Here is a 16,610-nt window from a genome sequence, read left to right as displayed (position 1 = left end):
CGCATTGTGATTTGGAGCGACGGAAATGGAGTGGGCAACAGGGACGCGTCGGAATGCGATCGCGGCAGCGACGGGCATCGCCTTCTACGCAGCGGCGGCCGGATATGCGCACGCCCAGGCAGCAGCCCAGGGTACGCAGACCCAGGGCGCACAGCCGGATAGCAAGACACAACAAGGCGCAACGCCCGGAGACACGTTGCCTGCGATAACGGTCAATGCGGGATCGGAAGGAGACGGCACGGTCGGGCTCGTGGCAAAACGCAGCGCGACGGGCACGAAGACCGATACGCCGATCAACGAGATCCCGCAGACCATCAACGTGATCACGGCCGCGCAGATGGATCAGACCGGCGCGACCAGCATCAATGAAGCCTTGCGTTATACGCCTGGGTTTTCATCGTATGGAGCGGATGTTCGATCGGACTGGTACTCGGCGTTGCGGGGCTTCACGCCAAGCGTGTTCCAGGATGGGCTGCAGGTTCCCAACACGCTCAACCTGGCGAGCTGGCGCGTCGATCCCTACATGATCGACAGCATCACGATCCTGCGCGGGCCGACATCGGTGCTGTACGGGCAGGGCGATCCGGGTGCGATCGTGGACATTCAGAGCAAGCTCGCGAACGGCGAACGCGTGCGTCAGGTCGAGATGCAACTCGGCGACTACGCACGCAAGCAGATTGCGTTTGACATTGGTGACAAGATCGACAAGGACGGAACCTTGTCGTATCGGTTCGTTGGTGTAGGACGTGACGGCAACTCGCTGACGGGTCCGCATGCGGAGCAACGCGTATCGTTCGCGCCTTCAATCAAATGGCAGCCGACCGCAAGTACATCGCTCACGATTGCGGCGAGCTATTTGCAGGATTGGGGCGACGCATCGAACAACTTCCTGCCCGCCGAAGGCACCGTCCTGCCCAATCCCAACGGCAAGATCTCACCGGACCTGTACACGGGCGATCCAACGTATTCGTACTACCGCAAGAAAGAATGGTCGGTGGGTTATCAGTTCGAGCACAAGTTCGATCCCATCTGGACGTTCCGCCAGAACGTGCGCTGGATGCACCTGTCGCTCGATCAGGGCGCTGTATGGGGCGCCGGAGTCGATGCCAGCGACCCGACGCAGCAGACCATGTCGCGTTATGCCGGCTTGTTCCAGCCGAACTACAGCCGCTTCGATGTCGACAATCAGGCGCAAGCGCGTTTTGGCACCGGTCCGGTCGAGCACACGCTTCTGCTCGGTTTTGAATACAACCGCCAGAACACCACAGACAGCGAATGGCTTGCGCAAGGGCCAAGCCTGAACATGTACAACCCGGTTTATACGCCAGTATCGACCGCGATCTTCGCCGGTCCCGATTCGTACGGGCAAACCAATACGCGTTCATCGATGGACAGCTTCGGCGTCTATGCGCAGGACCAGATCAAGTGGCAGCGCTGGGTGCTGACGCTCGGCGGCCGTCAGGACTGGAGCAACACGAAGCAGGACGACCTGGTCGCGGGTACGCAGTTCAAGCAGGACGATCATGCGTTCTCGGGACGCGCGGGGCTGGTGTTCCTCGGCGACTACGGACTGTCGCCTTACGTCAATTACGCGACATCGTTCAATCCGACGGTTGGCGTCAAGTTGGCCGGGGGCGGCCTGGCTGAACCCACGAAGGGCAAGCAGATCGAAGCGGGTCTGCGCTGGCAGCCGCCGAGCAAAAACCTGATGCTTAACGCAGCGGTCTATCAGATCAACCAGACCAACGTCCTCACGCCTGATCCAACCGATCCGACCAATACGTTTTCAATCCAGACGGGCGAAGTGCGTTCGCGCGGTATCGAGTTGAGCGCAGTCGGCAAGGTGACGCGCAATGTATCGGTGATCGCGGCATACGTGTATCAGGATGTGAAGAACATCAAGGCCAACGACGACTCGCTCAACAAGTGGCCGGTGTCGATTCCGTTGCCGCGCCAGATGGCTTCGCTCTGGGGCGACTGGACTTGGCATACGGGTCCGCTCACGGGTCTCGGTCTTGGCGCGGGCATCAGGTATCAAAGCGGACTGGCGGGCGCCTACGACAACTCGCTCTACGTGCCGAGCTACACCGTGTACGACGCCGCGATCCACTACGACACGCGTAACTGGCGCTTCGCGGTCAATGCGCAGAACATCTTCAGCCGCACGTTCGTCAGCGGTTGCCAGTCGACTTCGACGTGCTTCTACGGCAACCCGCGCACCGTGGTGGCGACCGCGAGATACGACTGGTAAGCAAGGTTTGATCTTCACGTGTTGAGCAGGAGCGCGCGGTGCATCCGGACCGCGCGTTTGCACCAAATCTCCCGATCTTCAATCCAACGTCATGTCGAAGAAAAAACTCGTTTATATCCTGTCGCTGAGGAACGCTGCCGCAGACCGTGCGGGGCAGCAGATCGAATACAAGGGCGGTCTTCGATACATGAAGTCGCCGCTCGAATTCCTGGTTGACCGCCTGAACACTACCCCGCTCGGCGATCACTACTCGCTGGAGGGCGTGATCTACGACGACGATCAAGGCTCGCCCGCGGATCGCGAAAAGCTCAGGCACTACGGTTTCTCGTGCCAGCCGGGCAAGCAGTGGATTTATCCGGGCCATTTGCGTGTGCAGGGCAAGGAGGCCAATGACTTGCTGCACGCAATTCCATCCACTTACAGGCGACTCGCGCGGCACGCGCCTGAGCGCGTGCCGCAAAAAAGCGCGTTCGAGCATCGCTTGCTTGAAAAGCTGCTCGAACTCGAAGCGGATTGTGTCGTGCTCGACGGACTGCTCGTGATCCTCGATGAACTAGTGCGTCCCGGTGCGGTGTTTCACCGGCGGATTGCGAACATTCATCCGGGCGTGACGCGCCCCGATTCGCCTTATGAACGTCGTGGTGCTTACGCGACGCTCGACGCGCTGCATGGCGCCCGCGGCGAAAAGGTGATCGACTGGACCACGATGCAGACCCAACCCGTCGCACCTGTGAACATGACGGGGGCGTCGTTTCATTACGTCGATAACGGCATCGACTCCGGCGAAGTGATCTTCGACGTGCTGAAGACACCGATTCATGCAGACGACACCATCCTCGAGCTGCGCTGGAACAATTTCAACCTGAGCCTTTTCCCCGCGCTGGAAGGCGGCCTTGCTGCGATGGCGGATCGCTTCACGAAGGTGGCGCTTTGACCGCGCGACCCGTGCATCCGCGCCACCCTCTGCACCTGACTCGCCAAACGCCGGAGATACGACGATGAACGTTTCTTATCATCCTGAAGCGATGGACGCCGAAAGCGCCATTGCCGATTGCACATTCACCGGATGGCACGCGGAGCTTGCGCCGGAAGCGTTATTGCCGGCGCTTGGAGAACTCTTCTGCGGGGAGCCTTCGCGTCAAGGCGCGACTGTCGCACTGTTCTTAGCCAAGGCAGACGCCCGGGCGCTCGACGCGTTCACCACCCGCGCGATTGCCGAAGGCGTGATCGATAGCGTCCAATCCTTCGATGACCATGTCCTGCTCACGACATCACGCAGGACCTTCTGGCAGCAACCGCGCCCGTGGCTGAAGGCAACTGCATCGGGCGCCATGCCATCGACCTACACCGTGACGCAGGATCGTCGTCATCCGGTGCGCCCGCCGAATGCGAAAGGGACAATATACGAGCGTTATTTTCCGTTGATAGGCATGACGTTGAGCTTGCGCACGGTCGACCCGCAAGCCGACGCCGACGTCTTCAGCGAATGGATGAACCTCGATCGCGTTGCCTACTTCTGGGATCAGAAAGGCACGCGTGCGGAACATGCTGCGTATCTGGAAGAGCGGCTGGCGGACCCGCACATGCATCCGATGATCGGTTATTTCGACGACAAACCTTTCGGGTATTTCGAGTTCTACTGGGCGAAGGAAGATCGCCTGGGACCGTTCTACGATGCCGGCGATTTCGACCGCGGCCTTCATTTGCTTATAGGCGATGCGCAGTTTCAAAGCTCGGGCAAGCTCAAGGCGTGGTGGAGCGGGGTGCTGCACTACATGTTTATAGATGAACCTCGCACGCAGCGCCTGGTTGGCGAACCGCGTATCGATCATGTGCGGCATATCGCGTACATGCACAGGATGGGGTTTTATACGCTCAAGGAGTTCGACTTCCCGCACAAGCGCGCCGCGCTCACGGTGCTGGAGCGGCAGACCTTCTTCGATACGTTCAAGTTCTGAGCACGGCTAGAACACGGCGATCATCACCACACCGATCGCCGCGAGCGCCGCGCCGCCAATGCGCAACCACGTGGCCGGCCGCACTTCGAATCCGAGCAGGCCGAAGTGATCCAGCAACACCGGCGTGAAAACCGCCGAAATCACCACGATGGTCGTGAACGTTGCCGAGCCGAGTTTTTTCGTGATGAGCAGCGTGCACATCAGGAACAACACGTTGCACAGGCCGCCGATGTACGCCCACCAAGGGACATCGGCGAGTTTCGAAATGCTTGTCTTCAGCGGGAAGCCGAGAAAGGGCATGGCGGCAAGCAGGCAGGCCGCACCGATTGCATAAACAATGAAAGCCGCGACTATCGGCGCCTGGATCGTCTTGAGCAGCGCCGAGTTGCTGCCCGACTGCAGCGGATTGGAGATGCCGGCAAGGATCGCAAAGAACGCAGGAAGCCATTGCATGGACGCACGCTCACTTGTCTGAGAGACGGGCATCGCGGAAGGCGTCCGGGCCCGATATGGGTTCGAGCATGATCGGCCGGTTCTCTGCCGCCGACCGGTAGATCGCTTCCATGATGCGCTGGTCCTGCAGACCTTCTTCGCCGGGTGTTCCCGGCGTGCGTCCAGTCAGCACGCATTCCGCCATGTGGTCCATCTCCGCGCCGAACTGGTTTTTCTCCTCCGACACACGTTCTTCCGATACCTCGACATCCTCGCGTGCGGCAGACCTGTGATTCACGTAAAGCCGGATGCCTTTGTACGAGAACGCCGGGTCGAGCTTGACGGTCGCGGTCTGGAAGTGAAGCCTCGCGTGCCGCGATTCATGTGCGTCGTAGGCCGCTGAAAAACGCCCGACGACGCCTGATGGAAACCGCATCTGCCACGCGACATTCTCTTCGATCTCGGTGAAACGTACATCACCCGGCGTGCTCCACACCCACGCCATCACTTCGACGGGTTCCTCACCCGTCACGAAGCGCGCGAAGTTCAGGCAGTAAAGTCCGATGTCAGGCAGTGAACCGCCGCCCGCGAGCTTCGCTTCGTGACGCCACTGGCTTGCGTCATCCTGTACCTGACCGTTGTGCGCTTCAATGATCTTGAGCTTGCCGAATTCACCCGAGCGCACCATTTTCGCGACGTCGCGATTGTGCGGTTCATATTGCAACCGGTAAGCGACCATCAACTTGACGCCGGCATCAGCGCAAGCTTCAACCATTTCGAGCGCCTCGGCCGACGTGTTGCTGAGCGGCTTCTCGCACAGCACGTGTTTGCCGATCCGCGCGGCCTGGATGACTTGCTCATGATGCATGCCGTTCGGCGTCACGATATAAACCGCCTGCACATCTGCATTGTGCGCAAGCTTGTCCCACTCGTCGTATGCGTAGACCGCGTCCGCCAGCACCCCGTATTGCGCTGCAACGCGCCGGCCTTTTTCCTTATTGCCGGTCATGACGGCGGCAAGCTTGCATAGCTTACACGACGCAAGCGCCGGCAGGATGGAGTCCAGACTGAGACGGCCTAGCCCAATGACGGCAAATCCCACGCGTTGTCCGGGCGCAAGCGGTGGGTCTTCGGGCGATGCACGCCGCTCGCTTGCGGCAACGAACGGTGGGCGCTCTTCCGGGTGATCCTGATTCGGTACGGACATGTGTGCTCCACAAGTCGATATTCAGGTTGTCGCCCGGCGTGGCCAGGCATCGATGATTTCGTGCAGCACGGAGCATTCCCGCGAATTCGCGTGACGAATGTCGATCGACGAAACTTGAACAGGTGTTTGAATCCGGCAGCGAATGCAGGAGAATGGCAGGCGTTGCTTCACATCCGATCGAACGACCACTGTCAGAAAAGAGGAATCCATGAGCCAGATGAGACCCATCGAATACGCGGATGCCGCGCCGGAAGTGAAGGCCGTCTACGACGATATCAAGGAGAAACGGGGCGTCCCGGACGTCAACAACTTCTGGAAGTTCATCGCGCAGCATCCGCCAACGCTTGCGCGGACCTGGGACAGCATCAAGGACGTGATGGCGCCAGGCGCGCTCGATCCGCTCGTGAAGGAGTTGCTGTACGTCGCGGTGAGCGTAACGAACAATTGCGGCTATTGCGTCGCGAGCCACACGGCCGCCGCGCGTCGCGCAGGCATGACCGATGAGATGTTCGGCGAGCTGATCGCCGTGGTCGGCATGGCCAACGAGACCAACAGGCTTGCGGTGGGATACCGCGTGCCTGTTGATCCTGCGTTCGAGTGAGATTCCGATGACCACCGGATGGCGTATGTCCTACGCTTCGGAGCGAGGATGCGGCGCGTCGTCGAATGCGCCCCACACCGACTGATCGAAATTCACCATCGACCCGGTCATCATCCCTGAGTCATCGCTCGCCAGGAATGCAACGGCCCGCGCGGCTTCCTCGGGCGCAATCAGCCTTCCGAAAGGTTGCCTGGCCGCGGCCTGTTCAAGCCAGTCATCGGCGGCGCCGTGATAGTCCCGCTGAATCCGGTCCTCGCCGTCCGACGCCATCCATCCGAGGTTCAGGCCGTTCACGCGAATGCGGTTGCGCAACAACGCATACGCGGCGTTTTGCGTGAGCGCGGCGAGCGCGCCCTTCGATGCGCAATACGCCGCAATGAACGGTTGCCCCGCCATGGCCGACATGGAGCCGATGTTCACTATCGCCCCTTGGATATGCTCGCGCCGCATGACCTTGACTGTCTCCTGCATCAGGAAGAACGGCGCGCGAACGTTGGTCGCGAACATCCGGTCGAAGAGTGCGGGATCGGTATCGAGGATCGTGCCGCGATCAGTCAACGCCGCCGCGTTGACCAGGATATCGATACGGCCAAAGCGCGCGTCTGCTGCCCCGATCACCGCGCGGCAATCTTCAACCTGCGATAAATCCGCCTGCACGTAATGCACATCCGCGCCACTAGCCGCGCTCAACTCGCGGGCCTTGAGCTCGCCCTTGTCATGCGAGCGCCCGCAGATCACCACGCCCGCCGCACCGCGCTCAACGAACAACGCGGCGACCGCCGCGCCGAGTCCCTGCGTGCCGCCCGTAACCACGGCCACCTTGCCATTGAACTGTCCCATCGATTTCGTCTCCGTTGGTGGTAGATCCTGCGTTGCGTCCGATTCGCCCCAGGCCTGCGCAGTGGAAACGATATTCCAAATTTCGGAATGAAGAAGTATTCAGTGCGTGTCCTGTTTCGAATATTTCAGGCGATCACACAGGATGGTCCGCAACGCGTTGGCCTGCTTCCCAACGTGCTGGACCGCAACAAGTACGAAATCACGGCGTTCACCATCTCGAACGACTATGAAGGCATGGGTGTGCCGTGGCTTCGCAGCTTTGTCAGCGACACGCTCAAGAACCGCGAAGCAGACGGTTCCGCCGGTCACATCCATGAGCGATGGAGTTGCCCGACCGCACACGAAAGTGGTCCCGGTGCCGGTTCCAATCCAGCATCGGAAATAACATTATCCGGAATCGGTCGTTTTGCGCCGTGAAAGGCGTCTCTATACTTTGACGCTCGAGCTGCAGGCAATTCCGATTCCCGGACCCCGCGCGCACCAAACACCAGACAAGGAATGAAAGCATGACTTCAGCGCAGGGAGCTGCCTCGACATCTCGTCTCGATGCCGCATTGGCCGCCTTGCCGGCACTGGCGGAAAAGATCGGCGAAGACAGCGCTGCGCGAGAGTTGCGGCGCGAGCTTCCATTCGACGGTTTCGCGGTGTTTCGCAAGTCGGAGCTCGGCTTGCTGCGCATTCCGGTCGAATGGGGCGGCCTTGGCGGGTCGCTCGAGGACTTGTTCCAGGTGATCGCCACGATCGGCGCAAAAGAGTCTAATGTTGCGCACGCATTGCGCATTCACTATGACGTGACCGAGTCGCTGTTGCTCGCGCCGAGATCGGAATTCAACGACAAACAAATTGGCCGCGTACTCGAAGGCGCGATTTTCGGCGGCGCTTCAACCGAGCGCGGCACGTCCCGCCCGGGCGAGATCGGCACCGTGCTGAAACGCGATGATGAACACTTCCGGGTGAGCGGCAAGAAATACTATTCGACGGGAACCGCGTTCTCCGACTTCGCGCGCATCAATGTGCAAAACGAAGAGAACGAACCGGTCAGTATCGTCATTCCGGTCAATCGGGAAGGCGTACAAGTGCTCGATGACTGGGACGGCATGGGCCAGCGGATGACCGCGAGCGGCAGCCTCGTTTTGGATAACGTCCAGGTGTTCGCACACGAAGTCATGAAGCGCGGTTACACCACGCTTGCGGGAAGACACGGCGGGGCGTTGCGGCAATTGCACCTGGTCGCGGTGGCTGCCGGCATCGTGCGCAATGTTGTAGCGGATGCCGAGAACTACGTACTCAATCATGGACGGCCGGTGCTGCACAGTCCGGCTGAATCAGCGCGCACGGATCACTTCATCCAGCAGGTCGTGGGCGACCTCGGGGCTCACAGTCACGCAATCGATGCACTCGTGCAACAGAACGCCCGCGTGCTCGATCGCTCGGCAAGTGCAATCCGCAATCAATACGGTAACGCCGAAGAACGCGTGCTGCAAGGTGCGCTCGCCACCGCGAAGACGCAGATCGTGGTGAGCAAGCTGGCGTTGCACGCTGCAGAACGTCTGTTCGAGGCGGGCGGCGCATCGGCCACATCGCGCGTGCACAACTTCGATCGTCACTGGCGTAATCTGCGCACGATCTTCAGCCACAACCCGCTGCTGCACAAGGCGCGCGTGATCGGCAATTATCAGTTGAACGGCGACACGACCCATCTGACGGAAGGGCGCGTGTTCTGAACGATTTTCACGAAGGATCCATCGAGGAGATGCACGATGAGCGCAGCGCTGATACCCAATACCGATGCTATTGCCGTCACACCGTTATCCGCGCATATCGGGGCGGAGATTCATGGCGTCGACCTGACGCGGCCGCTCGGCTCCGGGCAGGTTGCTGCGATTCGTGCAGCGTTGCTGAAGTGGCGTGTCGTGTTCTTCCGCGAGCAATTCCTGACGCACGAACAGCACGTGGCGTTTTCAGCGCAGTTTGGAGCGCTGACGCTCGGGCATCCCGTATTCGGTCATGTCGATGGTCATCGCGAAATCTATTCCATCTCGAAGTTCAGGAAAGCAACGCGCTTTGAAGGGCCGTCGCTCCTGCGTCCGTGGACGGGCTGGCATACGGATGTCACTGCCGCGGTGAATCCGCCGTTTGCATCCATACTTCGAGGCGTGACCATTCCTCCATACGGTGGCGATACGCAATGGACCAATCTCGTGGTCGCGTACGAAAAATTGTCGGCGCCGCTGCGGGGTTTTATCGATGGCTTGCGCGGGATTCACAAGTTCACGGCGCCGGCGGGTGCAAGTGGAACCAATGCGTTCGAACAGGCAGTGAAAGAACGCACGCTGGTAAGCGAACATCCGCTCGTGCGCGTGCATCCGGAAACGGGCGAGCGTGCGCTTTACGTGAGTCCGAGCTTCCTGAAAAGCATTGTTGGCGTGACGCCCCGCGAAAGCCAGGCGATTCTCGAATTGCTCTGGGAACACGTGACGCGGCCGGAGTTTACGGTGCGCTTCAAGTGGGAGAAGGGCAGTGTCGCGTTCTGGGACAACCGCTCGACCGCGCACCTCGCGCCTTCGGATATCTTCGATCTGGAATTTGACCGGCAGTTGTATCGAACGACGCTTGTTGGCGATGTTCCGGTCGGACCGGATGGCCGTGCTTCAGTAGCGCTGGAAGGATCGCCGGTCGATGCCGCTGCGGCGGTTGAACTCAACTGACAGATCTGACAGATGGCGGGTGGCGTCGGGCTTTCAATCCCGACCCCACCCGCAACGTTACACCGCGCCCACCGGCGCATTGAAATCCCCCAGGATATCGTCACGCAGTCGCACGAACGCGGGATCACTCTTCCGGCGCGGCCGCTCCAGTCCCACGTGCACCAGCTTGCTTATCCTTCCAGGCCGCGCCTGCATCACCACGACGCGATCCGCCAGGAACACAGCCTCGTCAACATCGTGCGTCACGAGAACCATGGTGATGCGTTCGCTCTCCCAGATGCGTTGCAGCTCGTTTTGCATCCGGCTGCGGGTAAGCGCATCGAGCGCGCCGAAGGGTTCATCGAGTAGCAACAGCTTGGGACGATTCACGAGCCCGCGCGCAATCGATACCCGTTGCGCCATGCCGCCCGACAACTGATGCGGATGATGTCCTTCATACCCCTTCAGTCCAACCAGTTCGATATGCTCGGCCACGGCGCGGCGCTTTTCCTCTTTGCTTCGCCCCGAGTTCCTGAGCGCGACGGCAATGTTCTGTTCGACATTGAGCCACGGGAACAGCCGATGATCCTGGAACACGAGTCCACGCGCGAGGTCCGTGGTGCAGATGCGCTCCCCGCCGAATTCGATATCGCCGTCGAACTGGTCGTCGAGACCCGCGATCAGGCGCAGCAATGTGGACTTGCCACAACCGCTCGCACCGACGATCGCGACGAATTCGCCGCTGCTCACGTTCAGGTCTATGCCATCCAGTACCGGCGGCACGTTGATATCGCCCGCAAAACGCTTCGCTACACGATGCAGGTTGAGCTGATTCGCCCGGGTTGCGGCAAGAGTCGCCATAAGTTCGGAATCCATATGAAGTAAGAAACAGCGGGAATCAGGCGGTCGGATCGCGGAACCAGCGCCGCTGCACGGCACGCGCCAGAGAGTTCAACGCCCACCCGGTGATACCGATCACGATCACGCCGAAGACCACGAGATCCATGCGGAACTGTTCGCTGCCATCGACCAGCGTATTGCCAATGCCGCTGCCGGCAACCAGCAGATACTCGGCGCCGAGCGTCGCGAGCCACGAATAGATCAGCGCGAGATAGACGCCTGTGAAGATGGACGGCAAAGCCGCGGGGATCACGATGCGCGTCACCGTTTGCCATTTGTTATAGCGAAACACGCGCCCTACATCGAGCAGTTCGGGCGCGACCGCGCGAATGCCATCGCTCGTGTGCGCCACCACGGGCACAAGCGCTGCCAGCGACAAGAACACGACCTTGGCGAGATCGCCGAGACCGAACCAGACCGAGATCAGCGGGATCCACGCAAACAGGGAAACCTGTTTGAACGTATTGAAGCTCGGCCCGACAAGCCGGTTGGCAAAAGGCGACACGCCAAGCAATGCGCCCAGCGCAAGTCCAAGGCTTGCACCGAGCGTAAATCCTGTCAATTCGCGCGCAAGCGATGCGGAAAGCGCGCGCCACAATGCGCCGGTTCTGACCTGATCGACCGCGGTATGCCAGACCTGCGCAGGCGAAGTCATCATGCCGTGTCCCGTCACCGTGTTGCGCGACAGATACCACCAGGCCGCGAAGGCCGCGACTGGAAAGACCCAGCCGCGCCAACGGCCGTTGTTGCCCGAAGCATCGGCGCCGGTAATGGCGCCGGAGCCGGATTCGAGTTCAAGAGACGATGCAGACATAAGCCAGCTCCTTCATGCCAGCCGTGGCGGCGATAACCTGTTCTCGAGCAGCGTGAGCAACCGGTCTGCCGCATAACCGATCGCACCGACAATTAGCACCGAGGCAAGCACGAGATCCAGTTGAAATAACTGGCGCCCGTACACGATCAAATATCCCAGTCCTTCCGACGAAGCCACCAGTTCCACGACTACAAGCGTCAACCACGCCTAAGTGAATGCAAGACGAATTCCGGTGCCGATCACAGGCACGGCCGATGGCAGGACCACGCTGAATATCTTCTGAAAGGGGGAGTACTTGAAGACGCGCGCAACGTCGAGGTAGGCGGGGGGCGTCTTTCGAAATCCCTGCAGCGTGCTGAGCGTGACGGGCACCAGTGCCGCATGTCCAATCAACAGATACTTGAGCGGCTCGCCGATCCCGACCACGATCATCAGGAAGGGCAGCCACCCGAGAACCGGCACCTGGACCACGGCGTTGAAGCTCGGAAGAATGTACGCCTCAGCGGTGCGCGACAAACCGAGCAAACCGCCCAAAAGCAAACCCAGCACAACGCCACCCGCAAACCCGATCGCGACGCGCGAGAGACTTGCGCTCACGTGCATCCATAGATCACCGGTTCTGGCGAGACCGTTGAGGGTATCGAAGACAAGCACGGGCGACGGCAGGATCTGCGCCGAGATCCAGCCGTAATGCGAGCCGAGTACCCATGACAACGCGACCGCAGCGGGCAGCAGCCACGGCAGCGCAGTCCAGCCGATCGAGCGTGCGGCAAGCACGGCACGGCGGTCTGCATGAAGTGTTTCAGATGGACTGCCGGGCAATAATGCGCGGGCAATGCTATTCGCCATGGTCGGACTCTCCGTGGAATGCGTGCAGCAGCTAAAGCGCTTACGATGTGATCGGCTTGCCGGAAGCGTCGAAGCGTGGCCAGTAGTTCTCCAGCTTCAAGGTCTTCAACGCCTGGTCGAGGTACTTCGGTTCGAACCAGCCGTTCACGGTGACAGGTTGACGGATCAGGTTCAGGCGCAAGGCGTCATCTGCAACGGATTGATAGCGGGCCACAATAAAAGGATCGAGCAACGGCGAACTGCGGTCCTTTAGCGACTGGTTTGCGTACTCCGATTCCCACGATTCGACCGGCACGCCGCTCTTCGCCCAGAGCGTGAACAGCGCACCTCGATTCGGTTCTTCCGATGACCATTGCGCCGCCTGGACCACCGACGTCACGACTTTTTGAACGACGTCCGGGTGATCGCGCTCGAAGTCATCGAGCACGAGCAGATGCGCCTGACGTGTGTACTGCAGGCCGCCATCACGTGACGCATAGATGATTTTCGCGAGTCCCTGGCGTTGCAACTTGAAGAGCTTGAAGTCGAGGAACACGGCATCGACGCCTTTCGATGCCAGCGCTGCTTGCGAAGCGGCATCGTCGAGATTGATGACACGCAGGTCCTTCTCGGACAATCCGTTGACCTTCAGGACGTTGTCGGCGACGAGTTGAAGATTGGTGCCTCTGAATATCGCGACCCGCTTGCCCTTGAGGTCCTTCACAGTCTTGATGTCGGAATCGGGCGGCACGGCGAGATAAACACCAGTACGTACATTCGATTCAATCAGCAACTTGGTCTTGAGTCCGTTCGCTCGTCCGAGTACGGCGGGCAGATCGCCCTGATAAGCGAAGTCGATCTGATGGTTTGCAAGCGCTTCGTTGACAGCGGGCCCGGCGCCCTTGAAAAAGAGCCACTGGACCTTGATGCCGTCGGGCGCGAGTGCATCTTCAACGCGATGCTGCAATTGCGCCGTCGCCGCGGGCGAGCCGCCGAAGACTGGCGGGTCGCCATAACCTTGCGTGGCAACGCCGATTCGCACTACTGCCGGTGCAGCAGCAAACGCACCGGTGACTGCGGCCAGACCGAGCGTGACCAGAAGGGTGCGAATCAATAGCCGTGTCGTCATGTATTTGAATGAAAAGAGGAGGGAGGGCTGCGCTGGGTAGAATCAGCGCGGCTGCAGCGGACTTAATGAGCGCCGCGTAACGCACGGCTGCGCTTGCCGTCGATACCGACCGGAACATCGCCGTGGACCGTCGCGCGACGCACGACACGGCGCGCGCTTTCATCGTAGTCAGCGACTGCGTAGTGCTGCGTTGCCCGGTTGTCCCAGATGGCGACATCGCCCTGGTTCCAGCGCCAGCGCACCGTGTTTTCGAGGCGGGTGATGTGATCGTGGAACAGTTCTTTCAGGCGGTCCGAATCACGTTGCGACAGGCCGACGAAACGCTGCACGAAATGACCCAGCACCAGACTGCGTTCGCCGGTTTCCGGATGTATGCGGACCACGGGATGCTCGGTCTCATACACCGTTGACGTAAATTGCTCGCGATACGCAAGCTCGGCGTCGGTGCTCGGCGCGCTGCGGTTCGCCGCGTAGTCGTAGGTGTTCGTGTGGATTGCCCGCAATGAATCGGCAAGCGCGCGCAGCGGCTCCGGTAGCCGTTCGTAGGCTTCCACGGTGTTCGCCCAGACCGTGTCGCCGCCAGCGGGCGGAATCACCACGCCGCGCAGGATCGAGATCTTCGGATAGGCCTCGACAAAGGTGACGTCCGTATGCCACGAGTTCGCGCGATTGCCGTTCTTCGAGTCGAGTTCGAGCAGGCGGCTGGTGTTCGCAACCGACGGCACCGTAGGATGCGCCACCGTCTCGCCAAAGAGCCTGGCGAAGGCTTCCTGTTCGGCATCGTCGAGATGCGATTGCCCGCGAAAGAAGATGACCTTGTGCTTGAGCAGCGCCGCGTTGATTGCGGCGTGCGTGGAGCTGTCCAGATCCGAGCCGAGACGCACGCCACGGATTTCGGCGCCGATCCGGCCGCCGATCGCATGAATGTCGAGTTCGAGAGAGGGCTCAGCTTGCACTGCAGAGGTAGCAATGAGTGTCATCGGATGTTCCTTTTAAAGGTGGAATGGCTTTTCTCATCGACAATGGCGAAAAGCTGTGGCGCCGATAAATTGAAGCATCCGGACACGTGCGCGGCAACGAAGCGATTGGACTAAGCTTTACAGCCCGGATGCGGGAATCGATAGCACCGGCGTCTAAACCGCCAACGCCGCCTGCCGTTCGGTTTCATGACGATTGACCGGCCGCCTGAGCCCGAGATTTTCGCGCAGCGTATGGCCTTCATAGTCGCTGCGAAACAATCCACGACGGCGCAGCTCCGGCAGCACCAGCTCGATGAAGTCGTCGAGTCCGCCGGGTAACGTCGGCGGCATCACGTTATAGCCGTCTGCACCGTAGTTGACGAAACGCTCCTCGAGCTGGTCGGCAATATCCTGTGCAGTCCCGACGAGTTGCCAGTGACCGCGTGCACCGGCAACACGCAGGTAAAGCTGCCTGATGGTGAGGTTCTCGCGCCTTGCGAGTTCTATCGTCAGAGCCTGGCGGCTCTTGCTTGCGTTGGTTTCGGGCAACTCGGGAATCGGGCCGTCGAGGGGATAATCGGATAAATCGATACCACCGGTCAGGCCCGACACAAGCGCGAGGCCGACCACGGGATCGACCAGCGACTGCAGCGCTTCGAACTTTTCTTGCGCTTCGGATCGCGTGCGCCCGACGATCGGGAACACGCCGGGCATGATCTTGAGATCGTCCGGCTGACGGCCATGTACCGCAAGACGGCCCTTCACATCGGCATAGAAGTCAATTGCATCCTGCAGCGTTTGCTGGGCGGTGAAGATCACTTCCGCAGTGCGCGCGGCGAGGGCGCGGCCGGACTCGGACGATCCCGCTTGCACCAGGACCGGTTGTCCCTGCGGCGATCGCGCTACGTTGAGCGGTCCCTTGACCTGGAAGAAGCGGCCCTTGTGATCGAGCACGTGGCGCTTGTCAGGATCGAAGAAGCGGCCGGTATCTTTGTTGCGTGAGAAGGCGTCGTCTTCCCAGCTATCCCATAGCGCACGCACGACGGTAGCGAATTCGTCCGCGCGTTCATAACGCTCGGCGTGATCGAAATGTTTATCGCGATTGAAATTCTTCGCTTCGTATTCGCTCGATGACGTCACCAGGTTCCAGCCCGCGCGTCCGCCGCTGATATGGTCGAGCGACGCGAACTTCCTTGCCACGTGATAGGGCTCGTTGAAACTGGTCGATGCCGTTGCGACAAAACCGATCCGCGTGGTCACGGCAGCGAGCGCTGACAGCAGGGTGATTGGTTCGAACTGCGCGATATAACTGTGAGCGGTGCGGCTGAGGAAGTCGAGATTGTCGCCGCGTGTGCCCACGCCGTCGGCGAGAAAAATCAGGTCGAACTTCGCGGCTTCGGCGGCCTGTGCAAGCTGTACGTAATGCCCGAAGTTGATGCCCGCGTCTGCCTGACTGTCAGGATGACGCCACGCTGCAATGTGATGTCCCGACGGATAAAGGAAAGCGCCGAGGCGTAGGTGTCCGGTTCGTTTTGGCATTGTGCGTGGCGGTGACGTTAGGGCTGAGGCGGGTCTCTCGCCACGCGACGATTGCGACGGACGGTGGCATCGAGTATGGAAGCTGCAGCGTCGATTCGTCCGCGGTTACCTCAATCGATCCGCTGCATGCGAGTCCGATCATAAGGAGCGATGCAACGCAGTGGAACCGAGCATTGCTTCGATCGTTTCCATGCGTGGTGATTAACGCCTGAATGCTGGCTTACAGGTACGACGCTCGTCTCAACCCGATGGTCGAACCCAGTTGATCGGTAACGGTGCTCATCGGTTGGCATGTGTTCGCGGCGCTCGCACATCATTTCGTATTCCAGATGCCACCCTGACCCGCATGATCCGGTTTTCGCGCGAAAGGTAGCGGGGCTGGAATCTCGACATTTGTCCACTAGTGCATAATCGGGGCGCGGTCAGTCTGTCATCGCGCATCGGCGTTCGATCAATCCGAACCGG

14 protein-coding genes and 2 pseudogenes are annotated in these 16,610 nt (G+C 60.3%); 7 read left to right on the top strand and 9 right to left on the bottom strand.

All coding sequences use genetic code 11. From position 1 onward, the window contains the following. Positions 1-25: 25 nt before the first annotated feature. The 3 genes from AX768_RS22365 to AX768_RS22355 all read left to right on the top strand — a co-directional run bounded on the left by AX768_RS22365 (position 26) and on the right by AX768_RS22355 (position 4,209). A complete protein-coding gene (locus tag AX768_RS22365) occupies positions 26-2,251 on the top strand; it encodes a TonB-dependent siderophore receptor (RefSeq protein WP_062002164.1) in 2,226 nt (741 codons plus the stop codon). Between the two features lie 91 nt (positions 2,252-2,342). After that, the gene (locus AX768_RS22360) at positions 2,343-3,185 is read left to right on the top strand and encodes a formyltransferase family protein (protein WP_062002163.1); all 843 of its coding nucleotides are present in this window, start codon (positions 2,343-2,345) and stop codon (positions 3,183-3,185) included. Between the two features lie 91 nt (positions 3,186-3,276). Then, positions 3,277-4,209: a GNAT family N-acetyltransferase gene (locus AX768_RS22355; RefSeq protein ID WP_442857263.1), complete on the top strand. Its 933-nt coding sequence runs from the start codon at positions 3,277-3,279 to the stop codon at positions 4,207-4,209. Between the two features lie 6 nt (positions 4,210-4,215). Here AX768_RS22355 and AX768_RS22350 read toward each other — a convergent pair whose 3' ends face one another. Together AX768_RS22350 and AX768_RS22345 are read right to left on the bottom strand one after the other, a co-directional pair. Next, positions 4,216-4,662, bottom strand: a complete 447-nt coding sequence (locus AX768_RS22350) for a DMT family transporter (protein WP_062002161.1) — start codon at positions 4,660-4,662, stop codon at positions 4,216-4,218. A gap of 10 nt (positions 4,663-4,672) precedes the next feature. Beyond that, positions 4,673-5,848 carry a Gfo/Idh/MocA family protein gene (locus AX768_RS22345; protein WP_062002160.1) on the bottom strand — a complete coding sequence of 392 codons (1,176 nt, stop codon included), beginning with the start codon at positions 5,846-5,848 and terminating at the stop codon, positions 4,673-4,675. Between the two features lie 208 nt (positions 5,849-6,056). Between AX768_RS22345 and AX768_RS22335 the strand changes: the two genes are divergently transcribed. Then, positions 6,057-6,449: a carboxymuconolactone decarboxylase family protein gene (locus tag AX768_RS22335; RefSeq protein ID WP_062002158.1), complete on the top strand. Its 393-nt coding sequence runs from the start codon at positions 6,057-6,059 to the stop codon at positions 6,447-6,449. 30 nt (positions 6,450-6,479) lie between these two features. Here the strand turns inward: AX768_RS22335 and AX768_RS22330 are convergent, their stop codons facing one another. Further along, positions 6,480-7,289 carry an SDR family oxidoreductase gene (locus tag AX768_RS22330; protein WP_062002157.1) on the bottom strand — a complete coding sequence of 270 codons (810 nt, stop codon included), beginning with the start codon at positions 7,287-7,289 and terminating at the stop codon, positions 6,480-6,482. A gap of 126 nt (positions 7,290-7,415) precedes the next feature. On the opposite strand from AX768_RS22330, the pseudogene AX768_RS22325 reads away from it, so the two are divergent. From AX768_RS22325 to AX768_RS22315, 3 genes and pseudogenes are all read left to right on the top strand, one after another. Next, positions 7,416-7,706 (top strand): annotated as a pseudogene (locus tag AX768_RS22325) (hypothetical protein); the annotation flags it as partial. Positions 7,707-7,795: 89 nt separating this feature from the next. Then, positions 7,796-9,013: an acyl-CoA dehydrogenase family protein gene (locus tag AX768_RS22320; RefSeq protein WP_062002155.1), complete on the top strand. Its 1,218-nt coding sequence runs from the start codon at positions 7,796-7,798 to the stop codon at positions 9,011-9,013. 36 nt (positions 9,014-9,049) lie between these two features. Beyond that, positions 9,050-9,997, top strand: a complete 948-nt coding sequence (locus AX768_RS22315; protein ID WP_062002154.1) for a TauD/TfdA dioxygenase family protein — start codon at positions 9,050-9,052, stop codon at positions 9,995-9,997. A 57-nt stretch (positions 9,998-10,054) separates the two neighbouring features. Here AX768_RS22315 and AX768_RS22310 read toward each other — a convergent pair whose 3' ends face one another. The 6 genes and pseudogenes from AX768_RS22310 to AX768_RS22285 form a co-directional block, all read right to left on the bottom strand. Further along, positions 10,055-10,837 (bottom strand): ABC transporter ATP-binding protein, encoded by a 783-nt coding sequence (locus AX768_RS22310; protein WP_062002431.1) that lies wholly within the window; start codon positions 10,835-10,837, stop codon positions 10,055-10,057. Positions 10,838-10,874: 37 nt separating this feature from the next. Continuing rightward, positions 10,875-11,690, bottom strand: coding sequence for an ABC transporter permease (locus AX768_RS22305; protein ID WP_062002153.1), 816 nt, complete (start codon positions 11,688-11,690; stop codon positions 10,875-10,877). Positions 11,691-11,702: 12 nt separating this feature from the next. Beyond that, positions 11,703-12,539 (bottom strand): annotated as a pseudogene (locus tag AX768_RS22300) (ABC transporter permease). Positions 12,540-12,579: 40 nt separating this feature from the next. Beyond that, complete coding sequence (locus AX768_RS22295) at positions 12,580-13,647, bottom strand: ABC transporter substrate-binding protein (RefSeq protein WP_062002152.1); 1,068 nt, start codon at positions 13,645-13,647, stop codon at positions 12,580-12,582. 62 nt (positions 13,648-13,709) lie between these two features. After that, positions 13,710-14,627, bottom strand: a complete 918-nt coding sequence (locus AX768_RS22290; RefSeq protein WP_062002151.1) for a TauD/TfdA dioxygenase family protein — start codon at positions 14,625-14,627, stop codon at positions 13,710-13,712. A 153-nt stretch (positions 14,628-14,780) separates the two neighbouring features. Next, the gene (locus tag AX768_RS22285; RefSeq protein WP_062002150.1) at positions 14,781-16,145 is read right to left on the bottom strand and encodes an LLM class flavin-dependent oxidoreductase; all 1,365 of its coding nucleotides are present in this window, start codon (positions 16,143-16,145) and stop codon (positions 14,781-14,783) included. Between the last annotated feature and the right edge of the window lie 465 nt (positions 16,146-16,610).

It is taken from the genome of Burkholderia sp. PAMC 28687 (genome assembly GCF_001577465.1).
Classification (GTDB): Bacteria; Pseudomonadota; Gammaproteobacteria; order Burkholderiales; family Burkholderiaceae; genus Caballeronia.
The sequence above is the reverse complement of the archived record's forward strand: the minus strand, read 5'-3'. Positions and strand labels throughout refer to the sequence as shown.

What these genes read in the sequence shown, in the direction of transcription:
- AX768_RS22365 (WP_062002164.1), top strand. Translation starts at nt 26, where the DNA reads ATGGAGTGGGCAACAGGGACGCGTCGGAATGCGATCGCGGCAGCGACG.
- AX768_RS22360 (WP_062002163.1), top strand. Translation starts at nt 2,343, where the DNA reads ATGTCGAAGAAAAAACTCGTTTATATCCTGTCGCTGAGGAACGCTGCC.
- AX768_RS22355 (WP_442857263.1), top strand. Translation starts at nt 3,277, where the DNA reads ATGGACGCCGAAAGCGCCATTGCCGATTGCACATTCACCGGATGGCAC.
- AX768_RS22350 (WP_062002161.1), bottom strand. Translation starts at nt 4,662, where the DNA reads ATGCAATGGCTTCCTGCGTTCTTTGCGATCCTTGCCGGCATCTCCAAT.
- AX768_RS22345 (WP_062002160.1), bottom strand. Translation starts at nt 5,848, where the DNA reads ATGTCCGTACCGAATCAGGATCACCCGGAAGAGCGCCCACCGTTCGTT.
- AX768_RS22335 (WP_062002158.1), top strand. Translation starts at nt 6,057, where the DNA reads ATGAGCCAGATGAGACCCATCGAATACGCGGATGCCGCGCCGGAAGTG.
- AX768_RS22330 (WP_062002157.1), bottom strand. Translation starts at nt 7,289, where the DNA reads ATGGGACAGTTCAATGGCAAGGTGGCCGTGGTTACGGGCGGCACGCAG.
- AX768_RS22320 (WP_062002155.1), top strand. Translation starts at nt 7,796, where the DNA reads ATGACTTCAGCGCAGGGAGCTGCCTCGACATCTCGTCTCGATGCCGCA.
- AX768_RS22315 (WP_062002154.1), top strand. Translation starts at nt 9,050, where the DNA reads ATGAGCGCAGCGCTGATACCCAATACCGATGCTATTGCCGTCACACCG.
- AX768_RS22310 (WP_062002431.1), bottom strand. Translation starts at nt 10,837, where the DNA reads ATGGCGACTCTTGCCGCAACCCGGGCGAATCAGCTCAACCTGCATCGT.
- AX768_RS22305 (WP_062002153.1), bottom strand. Translation starts at nt 11,690, where the DNA reads ATGTCTGCATCGTCTCTTGAACTCGAATCCGGCTCCGGCGCCATTACC.
- AX768_RS22295 (WP_062002152.1), bottom strand. Translation starts at nt 13,647, where the DNA reads ATGACGACACGGCTATTGATTCGCACCCTTCTGGTCACGCTCGGTCTG.
- AX768_RS22290 (WP_062002151.1), bottom strand. Translation starts at nt 14,627, where the DNA reads ATGACACTCATTGCTACCTCTGCAGTGCAAGCTGAGCCCTCTCTCGAA.
- AX768_RS22285 (WP_062002150.1), bottom strand. Translation starts at nt 16,145, where the DNA reads ATGCCAAAACGAACCGGACACCTACGCCTCGGCGCTTTCCTTTATCCG.